The organism is Rhodanobacter sp. UC4437_H4 (assembly GCF_052978425.1).
In genome coordinates, this window is the sequence record NZ_CM129673.1 from 3,578,610 (window position 1) to 3,593,809 (window position 15,200).

General features: G+C 66.2%; 13 protein-coding genes and 1 tRNA gene. 12 read left to right on the plus strand and 2 right to left on the minus strand.

Annotation, left to right across the window (positions count from 1 at the left end):
- The first annotated feature begins 59 nt into the window (after positions 1–59).
- The 10 genes from ACVCL3_RS16195 (at position 60) to ACVCL3_RS16240 (ending at position 8,438) form a co-directional block, all read left to right on the plus strand.
- On the plus strand, positions 60–509 hold the full coding sequence (locus ACVCL3_RS16195; protein ID WP_395119725.1) for a CopD family protein: 450 nt from the start codon (positions 60–62) through the stop codon (positions 507–509).
- Positions 510–703: 194 nt separating this feature from the next.
- Positions 704–2,605 (plus strand): threonine--tRNA ligase, encoded by a 1,902-nt coding sequence (gene thrS, locus ACVCL3_RS16200; protein WP_447099968.1) that lies wholly within the window; start codon positions 704–706, stop codon positions 2,603–2,605.
- Between the two features lie 44 nt (positions 2,606–2,649).
- On the plus strand, positions 2,650–3,174 hold the full coding sequence (infC, locus tag ACVCL3_RS16205) for a translation initiation factor IF-3 (protein WP_395121221.1): 525 nt from the start codon (positions 2,650–2,652) through the stop codon (positions 3,172–3,174).
- A 297-nt stretch (positions 3,175–3,471) separates the two neighbouring features.
- Positions 3,472–3,669 (plus strand): 50S ribosomal protein L35, encoded by a 198-nt coding sequence (gene rpmI / locus ACVCL3_RS16210; RefSeq protein WP_395119723.1) that lies wholly within the window; start codon positions 3,472–3,474, stop codon positions 3,667–3,669.
- An 11-nt stretch (positions 3,670–3,680) separates the two neighbouring features.
- A complete protein-coding gene (gene rplT / locus ACVCL3_RS16215; RefSeq protein ID WP_447099969.1) occupies positions 3,681–4,040 on the plus strand; it encodes a 50S ribosomal protein L20 in 360 nt (119 codons plus the stop codon).
- Positions 4,041–4,137: 97 nt separating this feature from the next.
- A complete protein-coding gene (gene pheS / locus ACVCL3_RS16220; RefSeq protein WP_395119722.1) occupies positions 4,138–5,133 on the plus strand; it encodes a phenylalanine--tRNA ligase subunit alpha in 996 nt (331 codons plus the stop codon).
- Between the two features lie 104 nt (positions 5,134–5,237).
- Positions 5,238–7,670, plus strand: coding sequence for a phenylalanine--tRNA ligase subunit beta (gene pheT / locus ACVCL3_RS16225; RefSeq protein ID WP_447099438.1), 2,433 nt, complete (start codon positions 5,238–5,240; stop codon positions 7,668–7,670).
- Between the two features lies 1 nt (position 7,671).
- Positions 7,672–7,971, plus strand: coding sequence for an integration host factor subunit alpha (gene ihfA / locus ACVCL3_RS16230; RefSeq protein ID WP_395119720.1), 300 nt, complete (start codon positions 7,672–7,674; stop codon positions 7,969–7,971).
- Complete coding sequence (locus tag ACVCL3_RS16235; protein WP_077513841.1) at positions 7,952–8,308, plus strand: MerR family transcriptional regulator; 357 nt, start codon at positions 7,952–7,954, stop codon at positions 8,306–8,308. The genes ihfA and ACVCL3_RS16235 overlap by 20 nt, the downstream gene beginning before the upstream one ends.
- A 53-nt stretch (positions 8,309–8,361) precedes the next feature.
- Positions 8,362–8,438, plus strand: a tRNA-Pro gene (locus ACVCL3_RS16240).
- Between the two features lie 142 nt (positions 8,439–8,580).
- On the opposite strand, the gene serA is transcribed toward ACVCL3_RS16240, so the two are convergent.
- Positions 8,581–9,813, minus strand: coding sequence for a phosphoglycerate dehydrogenase (gene serA / locus ACVCL3_RS16245; protein ID WP_447099970.1), 1,233 nt, complete (start codon positions 9,811–9,813; stop codon positions 8,581–8,583).
- 119 nt (positions 9,814–9,932) lie between these two features.
- Here serA and ACVCL3_RS16250 point away from each other — a divergent pair, with 119 nt between their 5' ends.
- A complete protein-coding gene (locus ACVCL3_RS16250; protein WP_447099971.1) occupies positions 9,933–11,324 on the plus strand; it encodes an FAD-binding oxidoreductase in 1,392 nt (463 codons plus the stop codon).
- A gap of 62 nt (positions 11,325–11,386) precedes the next feature.
- Positions 11,387–12,346 (plus strand): prolyl aminopeptidase, encoded by a 960-nt coding sequence (gene pip / locus ACVCL3_RS16255; protein WP_447099972.1) that lies wholly within the window; start codon positions 11,387–11,389, stop codon positions 12,344–12,346.
- A gap of 49 nt (positions 12,347–12,395) precedes the next feature.
- Here pip and ACVCL3_RS16260 read toward each other — a convergent pair whose 3' ends face one another.
- Positions 12,396–15,140, minus strand: coding sequence for a lamin tail domain-containing protein (locus ACVCL3_RS16260; RefSeq protein WP_447099973.1), 2,745 nt, complete (start codon positions 15,138–15,140; stop codon positions 12,396–12,398).
- Positions 15,141–15,200: the final 60 nt, after the last annotated feature.

A 15,200-nucleotide genomic window follows, 5' to 3' on the forward strand; every position in this document is an offset into this window, starting at 1 on the left:
CGGGCGGCTCGCGCTATCATGCCCGCCGCTGCGCGAGGCAGCGGCCACGCCCATTCGTCATGACCTATCTGTTGATCAAATCGTTGCACCTGCTGTTCGTGATCGCCTGGATGGCCACGGTGTTCTACCTGCCGCGCATCCTGGTGAACATGGCCGAAGCGGCGAACGAGCCGGCGGTGCAGGCGCGGCTGCAGCTGATGGGGCGTCGACTGTACAAGTTCGGCCACAACATGTTCGGCATCGCGTTCCTGTTCGGCCTGGTGCTGTGGCAGGGTTGGCGGGTATTCCCGCAGAGCCTGCCGAACGTGGCCTCCGGCACGCACTGGATCGACGCCAAACTGACCCTCGTCGCGTTGTTGCTGGTCTACTTCACCTGGGCCGGGCGATTGCTCAAGCGCAGCGCAAAGGGCCTTGCGTTGCCCTCGGCGCGCACGTTGCGCTGGCTCAACGAGCTGCCGGTGCTGTTGCTGCTGGGCGTGATCTGGCTGGTGCTGGCCAAGCCGTTCTGAGGCTCTCCGCGACGCGCACGATCTGGGCTAGACTAGGTTTCGGCACCATCCACGAGACCAAGGTGGCCCGCGCTTGCGCCGGCCGAGTGTGCGACATGACGACTACGTGCTGCCACGACTGACCGCCACCACGCCTTCGTTTGTCAAAGAAAGGGCGTCAAGCCCTTTTTTGCTTTTCAAGAGAAGCTTTCGCGATGATCGAGATTACGCTCCCCGACGGCAGCAAGAAGCCGTTCGAACACCCCGTCACCGTGCAGGACGTGGCCGCTTCGATCGGCGCCGGCCTGGCCAAGGCCACGCTGGCCGGCAAGGTCGACGGCAAGCTGGTCGACGCCAGCTTCCCGATCGAACACGATGCCAGCCTGCAGATCGTCACCGAGAAGAGCCCGGAGGCGCTGGAGATCCTGCGCCACTCCACCGCGCACCTGATGGGCCAGGCCGTGCAGCGGCTGTTTCCCGGCGCGCAGGTCACCATCGGCCCGGTGATCGACAACGGCTTCTACTACGACTTCGCCTACGAGCGCCCGTTCACGCCCGAGGATCTGCCGAAGATCGAGGCGGAGATGCACAAGATCGTGGCCGAGCAATTGCCGGTCACGCGCAGCGTGAAATCACGCGACGAGGCGGTGGCGTTCTTCCGCGGCCTGGGCGAGAACTACAAGGCCGAGATCATCGAGGGCATCCCGGCCGACCAGGATCTGTCGCTGTATTCGCAGGGCGAATTCACCGACCTGTGCCGGGGGCCGCACGTGCCGAACACCGGCAAGCTGCATTCGTTCAAGCTGATGAAGGTGGCTGGCGCTTACTGGCGCGGCGACTCGAACAACGCGATGCTCAGCCGCATCTACGGTACCGCCTGGCTCAACGACAAGGACCTGAAGGCCTACCTGTTCCAGCTGGAAGAGGCCGAGAAGCGCGACCATCGCAAGATCGGCAAGCAGCTGGACCTGTTCCACCAGCAGGAAGAGAGCCCCGGCATGGTGTTCTGGCACCCGAACGGCTGGGCGATCTGGCAGCAGGTCGAGCAGTACATGCGCGGCGTGTACCGCAGCAGCGGTTACCAGGAGGTGCGTTGCCCGATGGTGCTGGACGTGTCGTTGTGGAAAAAGTCGGGGCACTGGGACAATTACAAGGAGAACATGTTCTTCACCGAGTCGGAGAAGCACACCTTCGCGCTGCGCCCGATGAACTGCCCTGGCCACGTGCAGATCTTCAATGAGGGCCTGCGCAGCTACCGCGACCTGCCGCTGCGCTATGGCGAGTTCGGCGGCTGCCATCGCAACGAGCCGTCCGGCGCGCTGCACGGCATCATGCGCGTGCGCGCGTTCACCCAGGACGACGGCCACATCTTCTGCACGCCCGGGCAGATCGAGCCGGAGGTCACCGCCTTCCACCGGCAGGCGATGCAGGTCTACGCCGATTTCGGTTTCGACAAGATCGAGGTGGCTCTGGCGCTGCGTCCGGACCAGCGCATCGGCGACGACGAGGTATGGGATCGGGCCGAGGCCGCGCTGCGGGGTGCCTTGGCGGCTGCCGGGGTAACCTGGACCGAGCTGCCGGGCGAGGGCGCCTTCTACGGCCCCAAGATCGAGTACCACATGCGCGATTCGATCGGCCGCGACTGGCAGGTCGGCACCATGCAGGTGGATTTCATGATGCCCGAGCGGCTGGGCGCCGAATACGTGGACGAGCACTCCCAGAAGCAGCATCCGGTGATGCTGCACCGGGCCATCGTGGGGTCCATGGAGCGTTTCATCGGCATCCTGATCGAGCACCATGCCGGCCTGCTGCCGACCTGGCTGGCGCCGGTCCAGGCGATGGTGTTCAGCATTACCGATGCGCAGGCCGGTTACGTTCGCGAGGTCACGCAAGCCCTTGTCGACAAAGGTTTCCGGGTACAATCGGATTTGCGCAACGAGAAAGTCGGCTATAAAATCCGCGAACATACGATGCAGAAAGTGCCTTATCTGCTCGTGGTCGGCGACCGCGAGAAAGAGACGGGGGCGGTTTCTGTCCGTACCCGTTCCGGCGAGGATCTGGGCAGCATGCCGCTGGCCGATTTCATCGGGCGACTGGAGACCGAAACCCGGCGTTGAACGCCGAACGGTCTGTTTCATCACTTCTTCTGGAGGATCGTGGTATCGCAACCACCGACAACAAGGGCAATCGTCGCAACCTGGAAATCCGCGTGCCGCGGGTGCGTGTCATTGGCGCAGATTCCGAGCAACTCGGCATCCTGACCCGTGACGAAGCGCTGGCGCTGGCGCAGGAAGCCGGCATGGATCTGGTCGAGATCCAGCCCAATGGCGATCCGCCCGTATGCCGCATCATGGATTACGGCAAGTTCAAGTTCGAAGCCCAGAAGAAAGCCCAGGCCGCCAAGAAGAAGCAGAAGCAGGTCGAGATCAAGGAAGTGAAGTTCCGTCCGGTCACGGACGTGGGCGACTACCAGATCAAGCTGCGCAACATGCTTCGCTTCCTGGAAGAGGGCGACAAGGTCAAGGTCACCATCCGCTTCCGCGGCCGCGAGATGTCGCACCAGGATCTCGGCCAGAACCTGGCCCGCAAGATCCAGGAAGACGTCGGCGACAACGGCCAGGTCGAGTCGTACCCCCGGCTCGAAGGGCGCCAGATGGTCATGATGATCGGGCCCAAGAAGAAATAGGCTGTTCGCCTTTGCGGGAGTTCGCTCGCGGGCAATGCTCCTTTTGCCGTGTCTCCCGGAGCGGCCGCCCTCAATTGGGTAGCGGGCAAGCCCCGTGCCCTCTCCCCAATCCTCTCCGGAGGGGAGAGGAGGCACGCGTCGGCACTTCGGGCTGGCGTTTGACCTTTTGAACCCGTATGATTACGGGTTCGACCCGCCGGAAGGGTCGTGCACCGGTCATGGCAGGACGGAAAGAGCAACCCGCGGTTGCCGCCAGATCAGTCAGAAACGGGATCATTCCCACTCAAGGAGCATTCCATGCCCAAGATCAAGACCAACCGGGCGGCTGCGAAGCGTTTTCGCAAGACCGCATCCGGCAAGATCAAGTGCGGCCACGCATACAAGTCGCACATCCTGACCAAGAAGTCGACCAAGCTGAAGCGTGGTCTCCGTGCCCCGAACCACCTCAAGGCGTGTGACGCGCCGGGCGTGGCTCGCATGCTGCCGTACTTGTGAGGAGATAGACCATGGCTCGTGTAAAGCGTGGCGTCACCGCTCGTCGTCGTCACAAGACCATCATCGGCCGCGCCAAGGGCTACTACAACGCCCGCCGCAAGGTCTTCCGCGTCGCCAACCAGGCCGTCATCAAGGCTGGTCAGTACGCCTATATCGGCCGCAAGCAGCGCAAGCGCCAGTTCCGTGCACTGTGGATCGTGCGCATCAACGCTGCCGCGCGCATGTTCGGGCTGTCCTACAGCCGCCTGATCAATGGGCTGAGCAAGGCCGGCATCACCATCGACCGCAAGGTCCTGGCTGATATCGCCGTGCATGACATCAAGGCGTTTGGGGCCATCGCTGACAAGGCGAAGGCCGCCCTGGCTGCTTGATCGTCGCTTGCGACGATAGAATGTGAATCAAGCGGGGAGGAGGCCACACGCCTCCTCCCCGTTTTCGTTTTTGCACGTCCGAACCGGGACCGCACCGATGGATGATCTGGAACGCCAGGCCGCGCAGGCGCTGGCTGGCATCGAACAGGCCGAGACGCTGGATACGCTGGAGTCCCTGCGCGTGGGCCTGCTGGGCAAGAGCGGCATCGTGACCGCCGCGCTGAAGACCCTGGGCACCCTGGCGCCCGAGCAGCGCAAGGCGCGCGGTGCCGAAGTGAACCGTGTCAAGGAGCGCCTCGTCGACGCACTGGCGACACGCAAGGCCGTGCTGGAACAGGCCGAGCTCGACCATCGGCTTGCCTCCGAGGCGATCGACATTTCGCTGCCCGGCCGCGATGGCGAGCGCGGCGGCATTCACCCGATCACCCGCGCGCTGGAACGCATCGCGTCGATTTTCGCGCGGCTCGGCTATCAGCGCGCCGACGGCCCCGAGATCGAGGACGACTGGCACAACTTCGAGGCGTTGAACTTCCCGCCGCACCATCCGGCGCGCGCGATGCACGACACCTTCTACTTCGGCGACGGCCGTCTGCTGCGCACGCATACCTCGCCGGTGCAGATCCGCACGATGGCCGGTCGCCAGCCGCCGATCCGCATCATCGCGCCGGGCAAGGTCTACCGCAGCGATTCGGACCAGACTCACTCGCCGATGTTCCATCAGATCGAAGGCCTGCTGGTTGACGAGACTTCCAGTTTCGCCGACCTCAAGGGCACCCTGGCCGAGTTCATCCGCGCGTTCTTCGAACGCGATTTCGAGATGCGTTTCCGCCCCAGCTATTTCCCCTTTACCGAGCCTTCGGCCGAGGTCGACATCCGCTGGGAGACCGAGGATGGCCAGAGCCGCTGGCTGGAGGTGCTCGGCTGCGGCATGGTGCATCCGAACGTGCTGAAGAACTGCGGCATCGATCCGGAGCGCTACACCGGCTTCGCCTTCGGCCTCGGCGTGGAGCGCTTCGCCATGCTGCGCTACGGCGTCTCCGACCTGCGTGCGTTCTTCGAGAACGATCTGCGGTTTCTCAGGCAGTTTGCCTGAGAGTGAATCGGGAATAGGGAATGGGGAATAGTTGGAGCCGCGTGCTCGTGCTTTTCCCATTCTCTATTCCCTATTCCCTACTCCCTATTCCCGGACTTCAATCCATGAAATTCTCCGAAAATTGGCTGCGTGAACTGGTCGAGGTCAAGGCTGACCGTGCGGCATTGGCGCATGCGCTGACCATGGCCGGGCTGGAGGTGGAAGAGCTCACGCCACTGGGCGAGGGCCTGGCCGGCGTGGTGGTGGCCGAAATCGTCGCAGCCGAAAAGCATCCGCAGGCCGACCGGCTGCAGGTGTGCAAGGTCGATGCAGGGCAGGGCGAGCCGCTGCAGATCGTCTGCGGTGCGCCGAACGCGCGGGTGGGCATCAAGGTGCCGCTGGCCAGCGTTGGTGCGCAGTTGCCCGGCGATGTTTCGATCAAGGCGGCCAAGCTGCGCGGCGTCGAGTCGTTCGGCATGCTTTGCTCGGCGAAGGAATTGGGCATCGATGCCGATGCCTCCGGCCTGCTGGAACTGCCGCTGGATGCGCCGGTGGGCCAGCCGCTGGCTGCCTACCTCGGCCTGCCCGATGCCAGCTTCGAACTGAAGCTCACCCCGAATCGCCCCGATTGCCTCGGCCTGGTCGGCCTGGCGCATGACGTGGCTGCGCTGTTCGGCAGTCACGTGAAGACCGTCGCGCAGGCAGAGGTGCCCGTGAGCAGCGAAGCGCGCCGCGGCATCCGCCTGGAGGCGGGCAAGGATGCGCCGCGCTATCTCGGGCGCATCATCGAAGGCATCGACCTGGCGGCAAAAACGCCGTTGTGGCTGGCCGAGCGCCTGCGCCGAGCCGGCCTGCGCCCGATCAACGCGGTGGTCGACGTCACCAATTACGTGATGCTGGAACTGGGCCAGCCGCTGCACGCGTTCGACAACGACACGCTGGACGGCGACATCGTGGTGCGCCATGCGCGCGCCGGCGAGACACTGAAGCTGCTCGATGGCAGCGAAGCAAAGCTGGATGACGGCTTCGTGCTGATCGCCGATGAGAAGAAAGCGCTGGCGGTGGCCGGCGTGATGGGCGGTCACGACTCGCGCGTCACCGACGCCACGCGCAACGTGTTCCTGGAGTCCGCGCACTTCGCCCCGGCCGCGATCATGGGCCGCGCGCGCAAGCTGGGCTTGCACACCGACGCCTCGCACCGCTTCGAACGCGGCGTCGATCCGGGCTTGCCGCGTCGCGCGCTGGAGCGCGCCAGCGAACTGCTGCTGGCGATCGCCGGCGGGCAGGCCGGCCCGGTGCTGGTGGCCGAGAACGCCGCCGACCTGCCGCAGCCGGTGCCGGTGACCTTGCGCCGAGCACGCCTGAAACGCGTGCTCGGGGTGGACGTGGCCGACGCCGAGGTGGCACGCATCTTCACCGCGCTGGGCATGCGGGTGGAAACGATCGGCGATGGCTGGCGGGTCACCGCGCCGAGCAGCCGCTTCGACATCGAGCGCGAAGAAGACCTGATCGAGGAGGTCGCGCGCATCTTCGGCTACGACAAGATTCCCACCCATTCGCCGTCCGGCGCGCTGGTGCTGGCGATCGAGCCCGAAGCGCGCATCAACGAGCTGGCGCTGCGCGAGCAATTGGCGGCACGGGGTTACCACGAAGCCGTCAACCTGTCGTTCGTGGCGGCCGAGTTGCTCTCCCGCTGGGGCTTCAACGAACAACTGGTGCCGCTGGCCAATCCGCTGTCGGCCGACCTGGCGGTGATGCGCCCCTCGTTGCTGCCGGGCCTGGTCGAGGCGTTGCGGCACAACCGCGCACGCCAGCAGGGTCGCGTGCGCCTGTTCGAAGTGGCGCGGGTGTTCCGGCAAGGCGCGGCCGGGTGCGAGGAGCCGGGCATCCACGGCCTGACGCATCCGCAGGCCGGCGAACCACCGGTGGAAACCCCCAGCCTGGCCGTCGTGGCCAGCGGCAACGCGCGCGCCGAGCAATGGGGCGAGCCGTCGCGCCTGCTCGATTTCCACGATCTCAGGGGCGACCTGGATACGCTGATCGCCTGGGGCGGCGAGCCGGAGCGCTGGTCGATCCATGCCGATGAGCTGCCGTCCTGGCTGCATCCGGGCCGCGGCGCCCGGGTCGCGCGCGACGGCGAGACGGTCGGCTATCTCGGCGCCCTGCACCCCCGGCTGGCGCGGGAGCTCGATCTGGGCCCCGACGTGCATGTGCTGGAGGTGGCGCTGGAGCCGCTGCTGGCCCGCCGCCTGCCCCGGGCGACCGCGATCCCGCGATTTCCTGCGGTGCGCCGCGATATCGCGATGGATTTGCCGGAAAGCGTCAGCTGGTCACGGATCGAGCACACCGTTCGCGGCACGCTGGGCGCGCGGTTGCGGGAGCTGCGGCTGTTCGACCGCTACAGCGGCAAAGGCGTCGAAGCAGGCCGAAAGAGTCTCGCTATGGGCTTGATTTTGCAGGACGCTTCACGCACCCTTACAGACGACGACGCGGATCACTGGGTACGCGAAGCGGTGAACGCGTTGGAGCAGACATGCCAGGGGAAACTGCGAGGATGAGATGGCGCTGACCAAGGCGGAAATGGCCGAGCGGCTTTTCCTCGACGTGGGCCTCAACAAGCGTGAGGCCAAGGAATTCGTGGATGCCTACTTCGAGGTGGTGCGTGGTGCGCTGGAGAACGGCGAGCAGGTGAAGCTGTCCGGGTTCGGCAATTTCGACCTGCGCATGAAAAACCAGCGGCCGGGGCGCAACCCCAAGACCGGCGAGGAGATCCCGATCTCCGCGCGGCGGGTGGTGACCTTCCGACCGGGGCAGAAACTCAAGGTGAGAGTCGAAAGCTATGCTGGATCAAGGGAATAACACCGAACTGCCGGCCATCCCGGCCAAGCGCTACTTCACCATCGGTGAAGTGGGCGAGCTGTGCGGTGTGAAGCCCCACGTGCTGCGTTACTGGGAGCAGGAGTTTCCGGCCCTCAACCCGGTCAAGCGCCGCGGCAACCGCCGCTACTACCAGCGCCACGACGTGCTGATGATCCGTCAGATCCGTTCGCTGCTGTACGACGAGGGTTTCACCATCACCGGTGCGCGCGCGCGCCTTGAAGGCCCGCAGGCACGGCTGGAATCGAGCATGTCGCACCAGATCGTGCGCCAGGTGCGAATGGAGCTGGAGGAAGTGCTGACGTTGCTGCGCCGCTGAGCGACATCACGCTTCCGGCAGCGCACCACAAGCTGCTAGAATCGCCGTTTCGTCGGGGCGTAGCGCAGCCTGGTAGCGCATCTGCCTGGGGGGCAGAGGGTCGTCGGTTCGAATCCGGCCGCCCCGACCAATGGTTTGACATGAAAAAGGCGCCCACTGGGCGCCTTTTTCATGTCGGGAATAGGGAATGGGGAATAGGGAATGGAGGAGCCAGAGCCGCGGTCCGGCAACTGCTTTTCCGATTCCCTATTCCCCATTCCCTATTCCCAGCCTCAATACAACACCCGGGCGCGCAACGTCCCCGGAATCGTCGCCATCTGCGCCTTCAACGCATTCGCCTGGGCCTCGTCGGCGCTGACGTCGATCACCACGTAGCCGACTTCGCTGTCGGTCTGCAGGAACTGCGCGTCGATGTTGAGGTTGCCGGCGGAGAACAGTTCGTTGATGCGCGACAGCGTGCCGGGCACGTTGCGGTGGATGTGCAGCAGGCGGCGGCTGTGCGGGTGTTCGGGCAGGGTGACCTCGGGGAAGTTCACCGCCGACAGGGTGGAGCCGTTGTCGCTGTAGCGCACCAGCTTGCTGGCCACCTCGATGCCGATGTTGTCCTGCGCCTCCAGCGTGCTGCCGCCGATGTGCGGAGTCAGGATCACGTTGTCCATGCCCGCCAGCGGCGAGACGAAGGCGTCGTCGTTGCCTTTGGGCTCGAGCGGGAACACGTCGATCGCCGCACCGGCCAACCGCTTCTCGCGCAGTGCCACGGCCAGCGCCTCGATGTCGACCACGCTGCCGCGCGAGGCGTTGATCAGCATGGCGCCGGCGTGCATCTTCGCCAGTTGTTCGGCGCGGATCATCAGCTGCGTGGCCGGGGTCTCGGGCACGTGCAGGGTGACCACGTCGGCGCGTTCCAGCAGTTCGTCCAGGCTGGACACCGCACGGGCATTGCCCAGCGCCAGCTTGGTCTCGATGTCGTGGAAGATCACCCGCATGCCCAGGCTCTCGGCCAGTACGCCGACCTGGGTGCCGATGTGGCCGTAGCCGACGATGCCGAGCACCTTGTCGCGCGTCTCGTAGCTGCCGTTGGCCGACTTGGCCCAGCCGCCGCGGTGGCATTGCGCGTTCTTCTGCGGAATGCCGCGCAGCAGCATGATCGCCTCGGCAATCACCAGTTCGGCCACGCTGCGGGTGTTGGAATAGGGCGCGTTGAACACCGGCACGCCGGCCAGGCGGGCGGCGCTCAGGTTTACCTGGTTGGTGCCGATGCAGAAGCAGCCCACCGCGATCAGCCGCTTGGCCTGCGCCAGCACTTCGGCGGTGAGCTGCGTGCGCGAACGGATGCCGATGATGTGGGCTTCGCCGATGCGCGCCTTGAGTTCGTCCTCGGGCAGCGACTTGGCGTGCAACTCGACCTGGCTGTAGCCGGCCCGATGGAATACCTCCACCGCGCTGGCGCTGACCCCCTCCAGCAGCAATACCTTGATGTCCTGGCGCGGATAGGAGGTCTGCATCTTCGTGGCGTGTCCGGTGGCGGCGGTCGGTCCAGAGTAGGCGAGGAATTGCCGCACTGCAACACTGGACGCGCTCCGGCGCGACTGGCAGTCTGTGTGGATGCCCCCGGAGCCGCCGCATGTCCGATGACCGCCTCGCCGACCTGTCCCGCCGACTGCCCGAACTGCGCCTGCTGACGGCCGCGGCCGACCTCGAACACTACGGTCGCGACTGGACCCGCCGCTGGACGCCGGCGCCGCTGGCAATCGCCTTGCCGACGTCGGTGGAAGAAGTGCAGGCGATCGTGCGCTGGGCCAACGAGCAGGCGGTGGCGATCGTGCCATCGGGCGGGCGTACGGGCCTGTCCGGCGGCGCGGTGGCGGCGAACGGCGAGCTGGTGCTCAGCCTGGAGCGGATGCAGCGCGTGCTCGGCTTCGATGCAGTCGATCGCACCCTCACCGTGCAGGCGGGGATGATCCTGCAGCACGTCCATGACGCGGCACGCCAGCATGGCCTGATCTATCCGGTCGATTTCGCGGCGCGCGGCTCGTGTTCGATCGGCGGCAACATAGCCACCAACGCCGGCGGCATCCGGGTGATCCGTTACGGCAACACGCGCGAGTGGATCGCCGGGTTGAAGGTGGTGGCCGGCAACGGGGAGCTGCTCGATCTCAACCGCGGCCTGGTGAAGAACTCCAGCGGCTACGATTTTCGCCAGTTGCTGGTCGGCTCGGAAGGCACGCTGGGCATCGTGGTGGAGGCGACGCTGAAGCTCACCGATCCGCCGCTACCCTCGCAGGTGATGCTGCTGGCGTTGCCGGACATGGACGCGCTGATGCAGGTGTTCGCGCTGTTCCGCGCGCGGCTGGTGCTGCAGGCGTTCGAGTTCTTCACCGATCACGCCTTGCGCCACGTGCTGGCACACGGCGCGCAGCGCGCCATCGACGGCGATTATCCGTACTACGTGGTCACCGAGTTCGATGCTGCGGACGAGCGGCAGCAGGAAGCAGCGTTGGCTGCATTCGAGCTGGCACTGGAACAGGGCTGGGTCAGCGACGGCGTGATCGCGCAGAGCGAAGCGCAGGCAGCCACGCTGTGGCGCCTGCGCGAAGGCATCACCGAGAGTCTGGCGCCGCGGCGGCCGTACAAGAACGACATCTCGGTTCGGGTCGGCGCGGTTCCCGCCTTTCTGCACGACATGCAGGCGTTGCTGGCGCGCGAGTATCCGCAAGCCGAGGTGGTCTGGTTCGGTCACATCGGCGACGGCAACCTGCACATCAACGTGCTGCGGCCGGATGACCTGGCCGAGGCCGCGTTCATTGAGCAGTGCGAACACGTCACCCATCTGCTGGCGGATACCCTGCAGCGCCATGGCGGCAGCATCTCGGCGGAACACGGCATCGGCCTGGTCAAGCGGGCCTATCTGGACAGCACCCGCAGCGCGGCGGAGATCGACCTGATGCGCGGCGTGCGCAAGGTGTTCGACCCACGCGGCATCCTCAATCCCGGCAAGCTGTTTGCTGGCGATTGAGGGCCTGCAAACCATGCCCGTGCTAGCCTTGGCGGCTTGTCTGTGGATTCGAAGGAGCCGTCATGCCGTCGTCGCCGCTGCGTTCGCTGTATCCCGAGATCGAGCCGTTCGACCGCGGCATGTTGCCGGTGTCGCCGCTGCACACGTTGTACTACGAGCAGAGCGGCAATCCGCACGGCAAGCCGGTGGTGTTCCTGCACGGTGGCCCGGGCGGCGGCACGAATCCGAAATGCCGGCGCTTCTTCGATCCGGCGGTCTATCGCATCGTGTTGTTCGACCAGCGTGGCTGCGGCCAGTCGACCCCGCATGCCGAACTCGCCGACAACACCACCTGGGACCTGGTCGCCGACATCGAGCGCGTGCGCGAGCACCTGGGCATCGACCGCTGGCAGGTGTTTGGCGGTTCGTGGGGTTCGACCCTGGCGCTGGCATACGCGCAGACCCATCCGGACAAGGTGACCGAGCTGGTGCTGCGCGGCATCTTCATGCTGCGCCGGGAAGAGCTGGAGTGGTTCTACCAGAAGGGTTGCGACGCGCTGTATCCGGACGCATGGGAAACCTATCTGGCTGCAATCCCCGAGGTGGAACGCGGTGACCTGATGAGCGCCTACCACCGCCGCCTGACCAGCGACGACGCGGCGGTGCGCAGCGCGGCCGCGCGCGCCTGGTCGGTATGGGAAGGCGCCACCAGCTTCCTGTGGCAGGACAAGTCGCACATCGAATCGAGTGCCGCGGACGACTTCGCGCTGGCTTTTGCCCGCATCGAATGCCATTACTTCGTCAACGGCGGCTTCTTCGAACACGACGACCAGTTGCTGCGCAACGTGGATCGCATCCGCCATATTCCGGCGGTGATCGTGCAGGGCCGCTACGACGTGGTGTGCCCATTGCGCAGCGCATGGGATCTGCACCGTGCCTGGCCCGAAGCCGACCTGCACATCGTGCAGGACGCCGGCCATTCGGCGTTCGAGCCGGGCATCCTGCACCAGTTGCTGGAAGCCACCGACCGCTTCGGTCGCTGAGCCCGGTCAACGTGCGAAGGCCGCCGGTCGGCGGCCTTCGCCAGTGTGTTCAGTGCAGCCGCCGGTGGATCAGCGGCACGAACAGGTCCACCACGAAGCCGTCATGGTCCGAGACGCCGATCGCCCGCGTCCAGTCGCTGGCATTGGCGGCGTCGTCGACGGTCTGCGCCGGCGCGTCGAGGTCGGCACGGCCGAACTGCATGCGCAGGAAGCGCAGCCGCGCCGGCACGTTGAGCAGGGCGTGGTCCAGCACCTGGAAGGTCGGCACGGTGCGCCCGGGGTTGCCGCTGCCGGCCCTGGTGTAACCCTGGATCTCGCCGAAGTTCTGCGTGTAAAGGAACGAGTAGCGATCGTCGGGCGGCACCGTGTTCACCGCGTTCCACAGCGCCGGCTGCACGATATTGTGGCCGAGCTTGAGCAGGTTCTGGTTGTCGTCGTAGCGGCCGGCCACCAGGTTCACCACGTCGGTCCAGCCATCGGTGAACTGGTAGGCATTGAAGTCGCCCACCACCAGCAGCGGCACGCGCGGATCGGCCTGCTGCAGCGCCTGCACCTGGCTGGCCAGCGATTTTGCCTGCAGGAAACGCTTTTCCCGATCACGCTCGGCGGCGGCGGTATTGTCGTCGACGTTCGAGCGCGCCTTCATGTGCACGGCAATCACGTGGAAGCGCGTGCGGCCTGCCTGCGCGGTGAGCAGCAGCGGCGGGTGGTCGTGGATGAAGGCGGTGTGGCCGTCGTCGTCCCAGGTTTCGCCGGCGGCGAGTTGCTGCACCGAGAGCACCTGCACGTGGTCGCGGCGCACCAGGAATCCGACGTTGATGCCGCTGGGATCGTGGCCGGGCAGCAGGTAGGCGTCGTACGCCACGCCATAGTCGGCAAGGATCTGCGTAGCCAGACCCTGCAGCAGCGGCCGGGTTTCCACTTCCTCCACCGACAGCACGTCGGGCAGCTGCAGCACGCTGCCGACATAGCTGGACAGGCGGCGGGTCTTCAGCGCGACGGCGTCCGGCGTGGGCTCCTTGCTCCCGCCGCTGCAGCTGTAGGTGGTGTCGAACACGCTGTCGCAGAAGCGCTCCATGTTGAACGCGCCGATGCGCAGCGCCAGCAGCGGGGTGGGCGAGACCGGCCGTGGTATCGGCGCGGCGTACGCCAGCCGGAACTGCGTCGGGATGAAGGTGTAGGCGCCGAAGTCGTAGGAGATCACGCCCTCGGCCCGGAACGTGCTGCCGGCGTTGAACGGCGTGTTCAGCGGCACCGCACCGAAGTCGGCAGTGTTCATCTTGAACACTTCCGGGTTGCCGCTCCAGTTGGGCAGGTCCACGCCCGCAGGCACCGGCACGCCGAACACCACGCCGGGCTGGCGCAGCGAGCGCCGGCCATTGGCGGTGATGCTGACCTCCGCATACGGTTCGCTGCTGAAACGCTTGTTGCCGGTGTTGATCATGCCGTGATCGATGCGCACACGCATGCTCATGAAGCACTGGAAATTGGTGGTGCCGCAGGAGAGCTGGTCCGGATCGGGCGAAGGCGTGCGCCGGTCGAACACGACGGCGCGCGGCAGGCGCACGTGGCGGCCGACCACGCTTATCGTCGGGTTCTTCAACTCGGTGAGGCCGTAGTAGTCGTCCACCACCGCCGCGACGTCCACCGCCTCGCCCACGCTTACTGTCGGTGCGGCGTTGGTGAACACGTACACGCCATTGGACGTCAGCGGGCTGGCGTCGGCGCGCGCGTCGGGCGTCTGCATGGTGAAGCCCAGCGGGCCCACTGCGGTGACCACGTTGCCGTAGGTCAGCACCGACTTGCCGAGCAGGGCCGCCCGCTGCCCGCTGCCGTTGATCTGCCAGATCTCCGCCTGCACCGGGATGTCGTAGTGGATGGTGCCGATGGCGGTGGCGTCGCCCAGCGCCACGCCGTCGCCGGGATCGCTCAGCGTGACGCTGAAGTCCTTGTCGTCGGCCGGCGTGGAGCGCCCATGCACGACCACGTTGAAGCTGGCCTGGGTCTCGCCCGCGGCGATGGTGAGGGTAGTGTCGAGCGCTTCGTACTCCACGCCCGCGGTGGCGCTGCCGTTGGCGGTGGCCACGTGCACGCTGATGCCGCCGCTCGGCGCCGGTTCATTCATGGTGATGGTGAACGGCATCGCCACGTCGCTGGCGCCGTGCACGCTGATGCTGGCGTCGGCAATCGACAGCGACGGGCCCATGGCCACGCAGGTGCTGGCGCTGTTGTGCGGCTGGGTCGGACTCACGGTGGCGAAATCGGCGCTGTTGTCGCCGGTGTTCTGCGGCAGGCCGGCCGCGGTCTGCCGCCGCTGGTAGCCTTGGTCGATGTTGCTGCTGCCCAGCGAGGCCAGCGGCGTGCCCGCCTTGTAGGCCGAACCGGTGCTGAGGCCCACCTGGTCGACGATGTTGCCGTCGGCGTCGAGCAGGGCCAGGCCGCCGGTGTCGGTGACACCGGTGGCGTAGGTGAGATCGCCCGGCACGCTGCCGGAGTAGCCGCCGCTGGCGCTGTTGGTCAGCAGCAGGTGGCAGCCCGACGCCAGTTGCGTGCCGGCGGGGAAGGTAAGCCGCGTGCCGATCGTGCCGCTGGCGTTGGAGGCGTTGAACTTGTACGCGGACAAGTCAATCGCCGCAGGGCCGGCGTTGAACAGTTCGACGAACTCGTCGTTGCCGCCGGCGGGGCCGCGAACCCGGAACTGGTCGATGCTGACGTCGGCAGCCTGTGCGGCGAACGTCGAGGCGATGCCGGCCAGCAGCAGCCACAGGCCGCGTTGCGCGAGCTTTGCGAACATGGTTTCTCCCCCGATGACGTCCGGTCAGCCGGAACGCGCCGAGTTTAGTGGCGCCTTGTG

Excerpts from the sequence above, each read along its gene's own strand:
- ihfA (WP_395119720.1), top strand. The coding sequence starts at position 7,672 with ATGGCGCTGACCAAGGCGGAAATGGCCGAGCGGCTTTTCCTCGACGTG.
- pip (WP_447099972.1), top strand. The coding sequence starts at position 11,387 with ATGCCGTCGTCGCCGCTGCGTTCGCTGTATCCCGAGATCGAGCCGTTC.
- ACVCL3_RS16250 (WP_447099971.1), top strand. The coding sequence starts at position 9,933 with ATGTCCGATGACCGCCTCGCCGACCTGTCCCGCCGACTGCCCGAACTG.
- ACVCL3_RS16235 (WP_077513841.1), top strand. The coding sequence starts at position 7,952 with ATGCTGGATCAAGGGAATAACACCGAACTGCCGGCCATCCCGGCCAAG.
- ACVCL3_RS16195 (WP_395119725.1), top strand. The coding sequence starts at position 60 with ATGACCTATCTGTTGATCAAATCGTTGCACCTGCTGTTCGTGATCGCC.
- rpmI (WP_395119723.1), top strand. The coding sequence starts at position 3,472 with ATGCCCAAGATCAAGACCAACCGGGCGGCTGCGAAGCGTTTTCGCAAG.
- thrS (WP_447099968.1), top strand. The coding sequence starts at position 704 with ATGATCGAGATTACGCTCCCCGACGGCAGCAAGAAGCCGTTCGAACAC.
- serA (WP_447099970.1), bottom strand. The coding sequence starts at position 9,813 with ATGCAGACCTCCTATCCGCGCCAGGACATCAAGGTATTGCTGCTGGAG.
- pheS (WP_395119722.1), top strand. The coding sequence starts at position 4,138 with ATGGATGATCTGGAACGCCAGGCCGCGCAGGCGCTGGCTGGCATCGAA.
- ACVCL3_RS16260 (WP_447099973.1), bottom strand. The coding sequence starts at position 15,140 with ATGTTCGCAAAGCTCGCGCAACGCGGCCTGTGGCTGCTGCTGGCCGGC.
- pheT (WP_447099438.1), top strand. The coding sequence starts at position 5,238 with ATGAAATTCTCCGAAAATTGGCTGCGTGAACTGGTCGAGGTCAAGGCT.
- rplT (WP_447099969.1), top strand. The coding sequence starts at position 3,681 with ATGGCTCGTGTAAAGCGTGGCGTCACCGCTCGTCGTCGTCACAAGACC.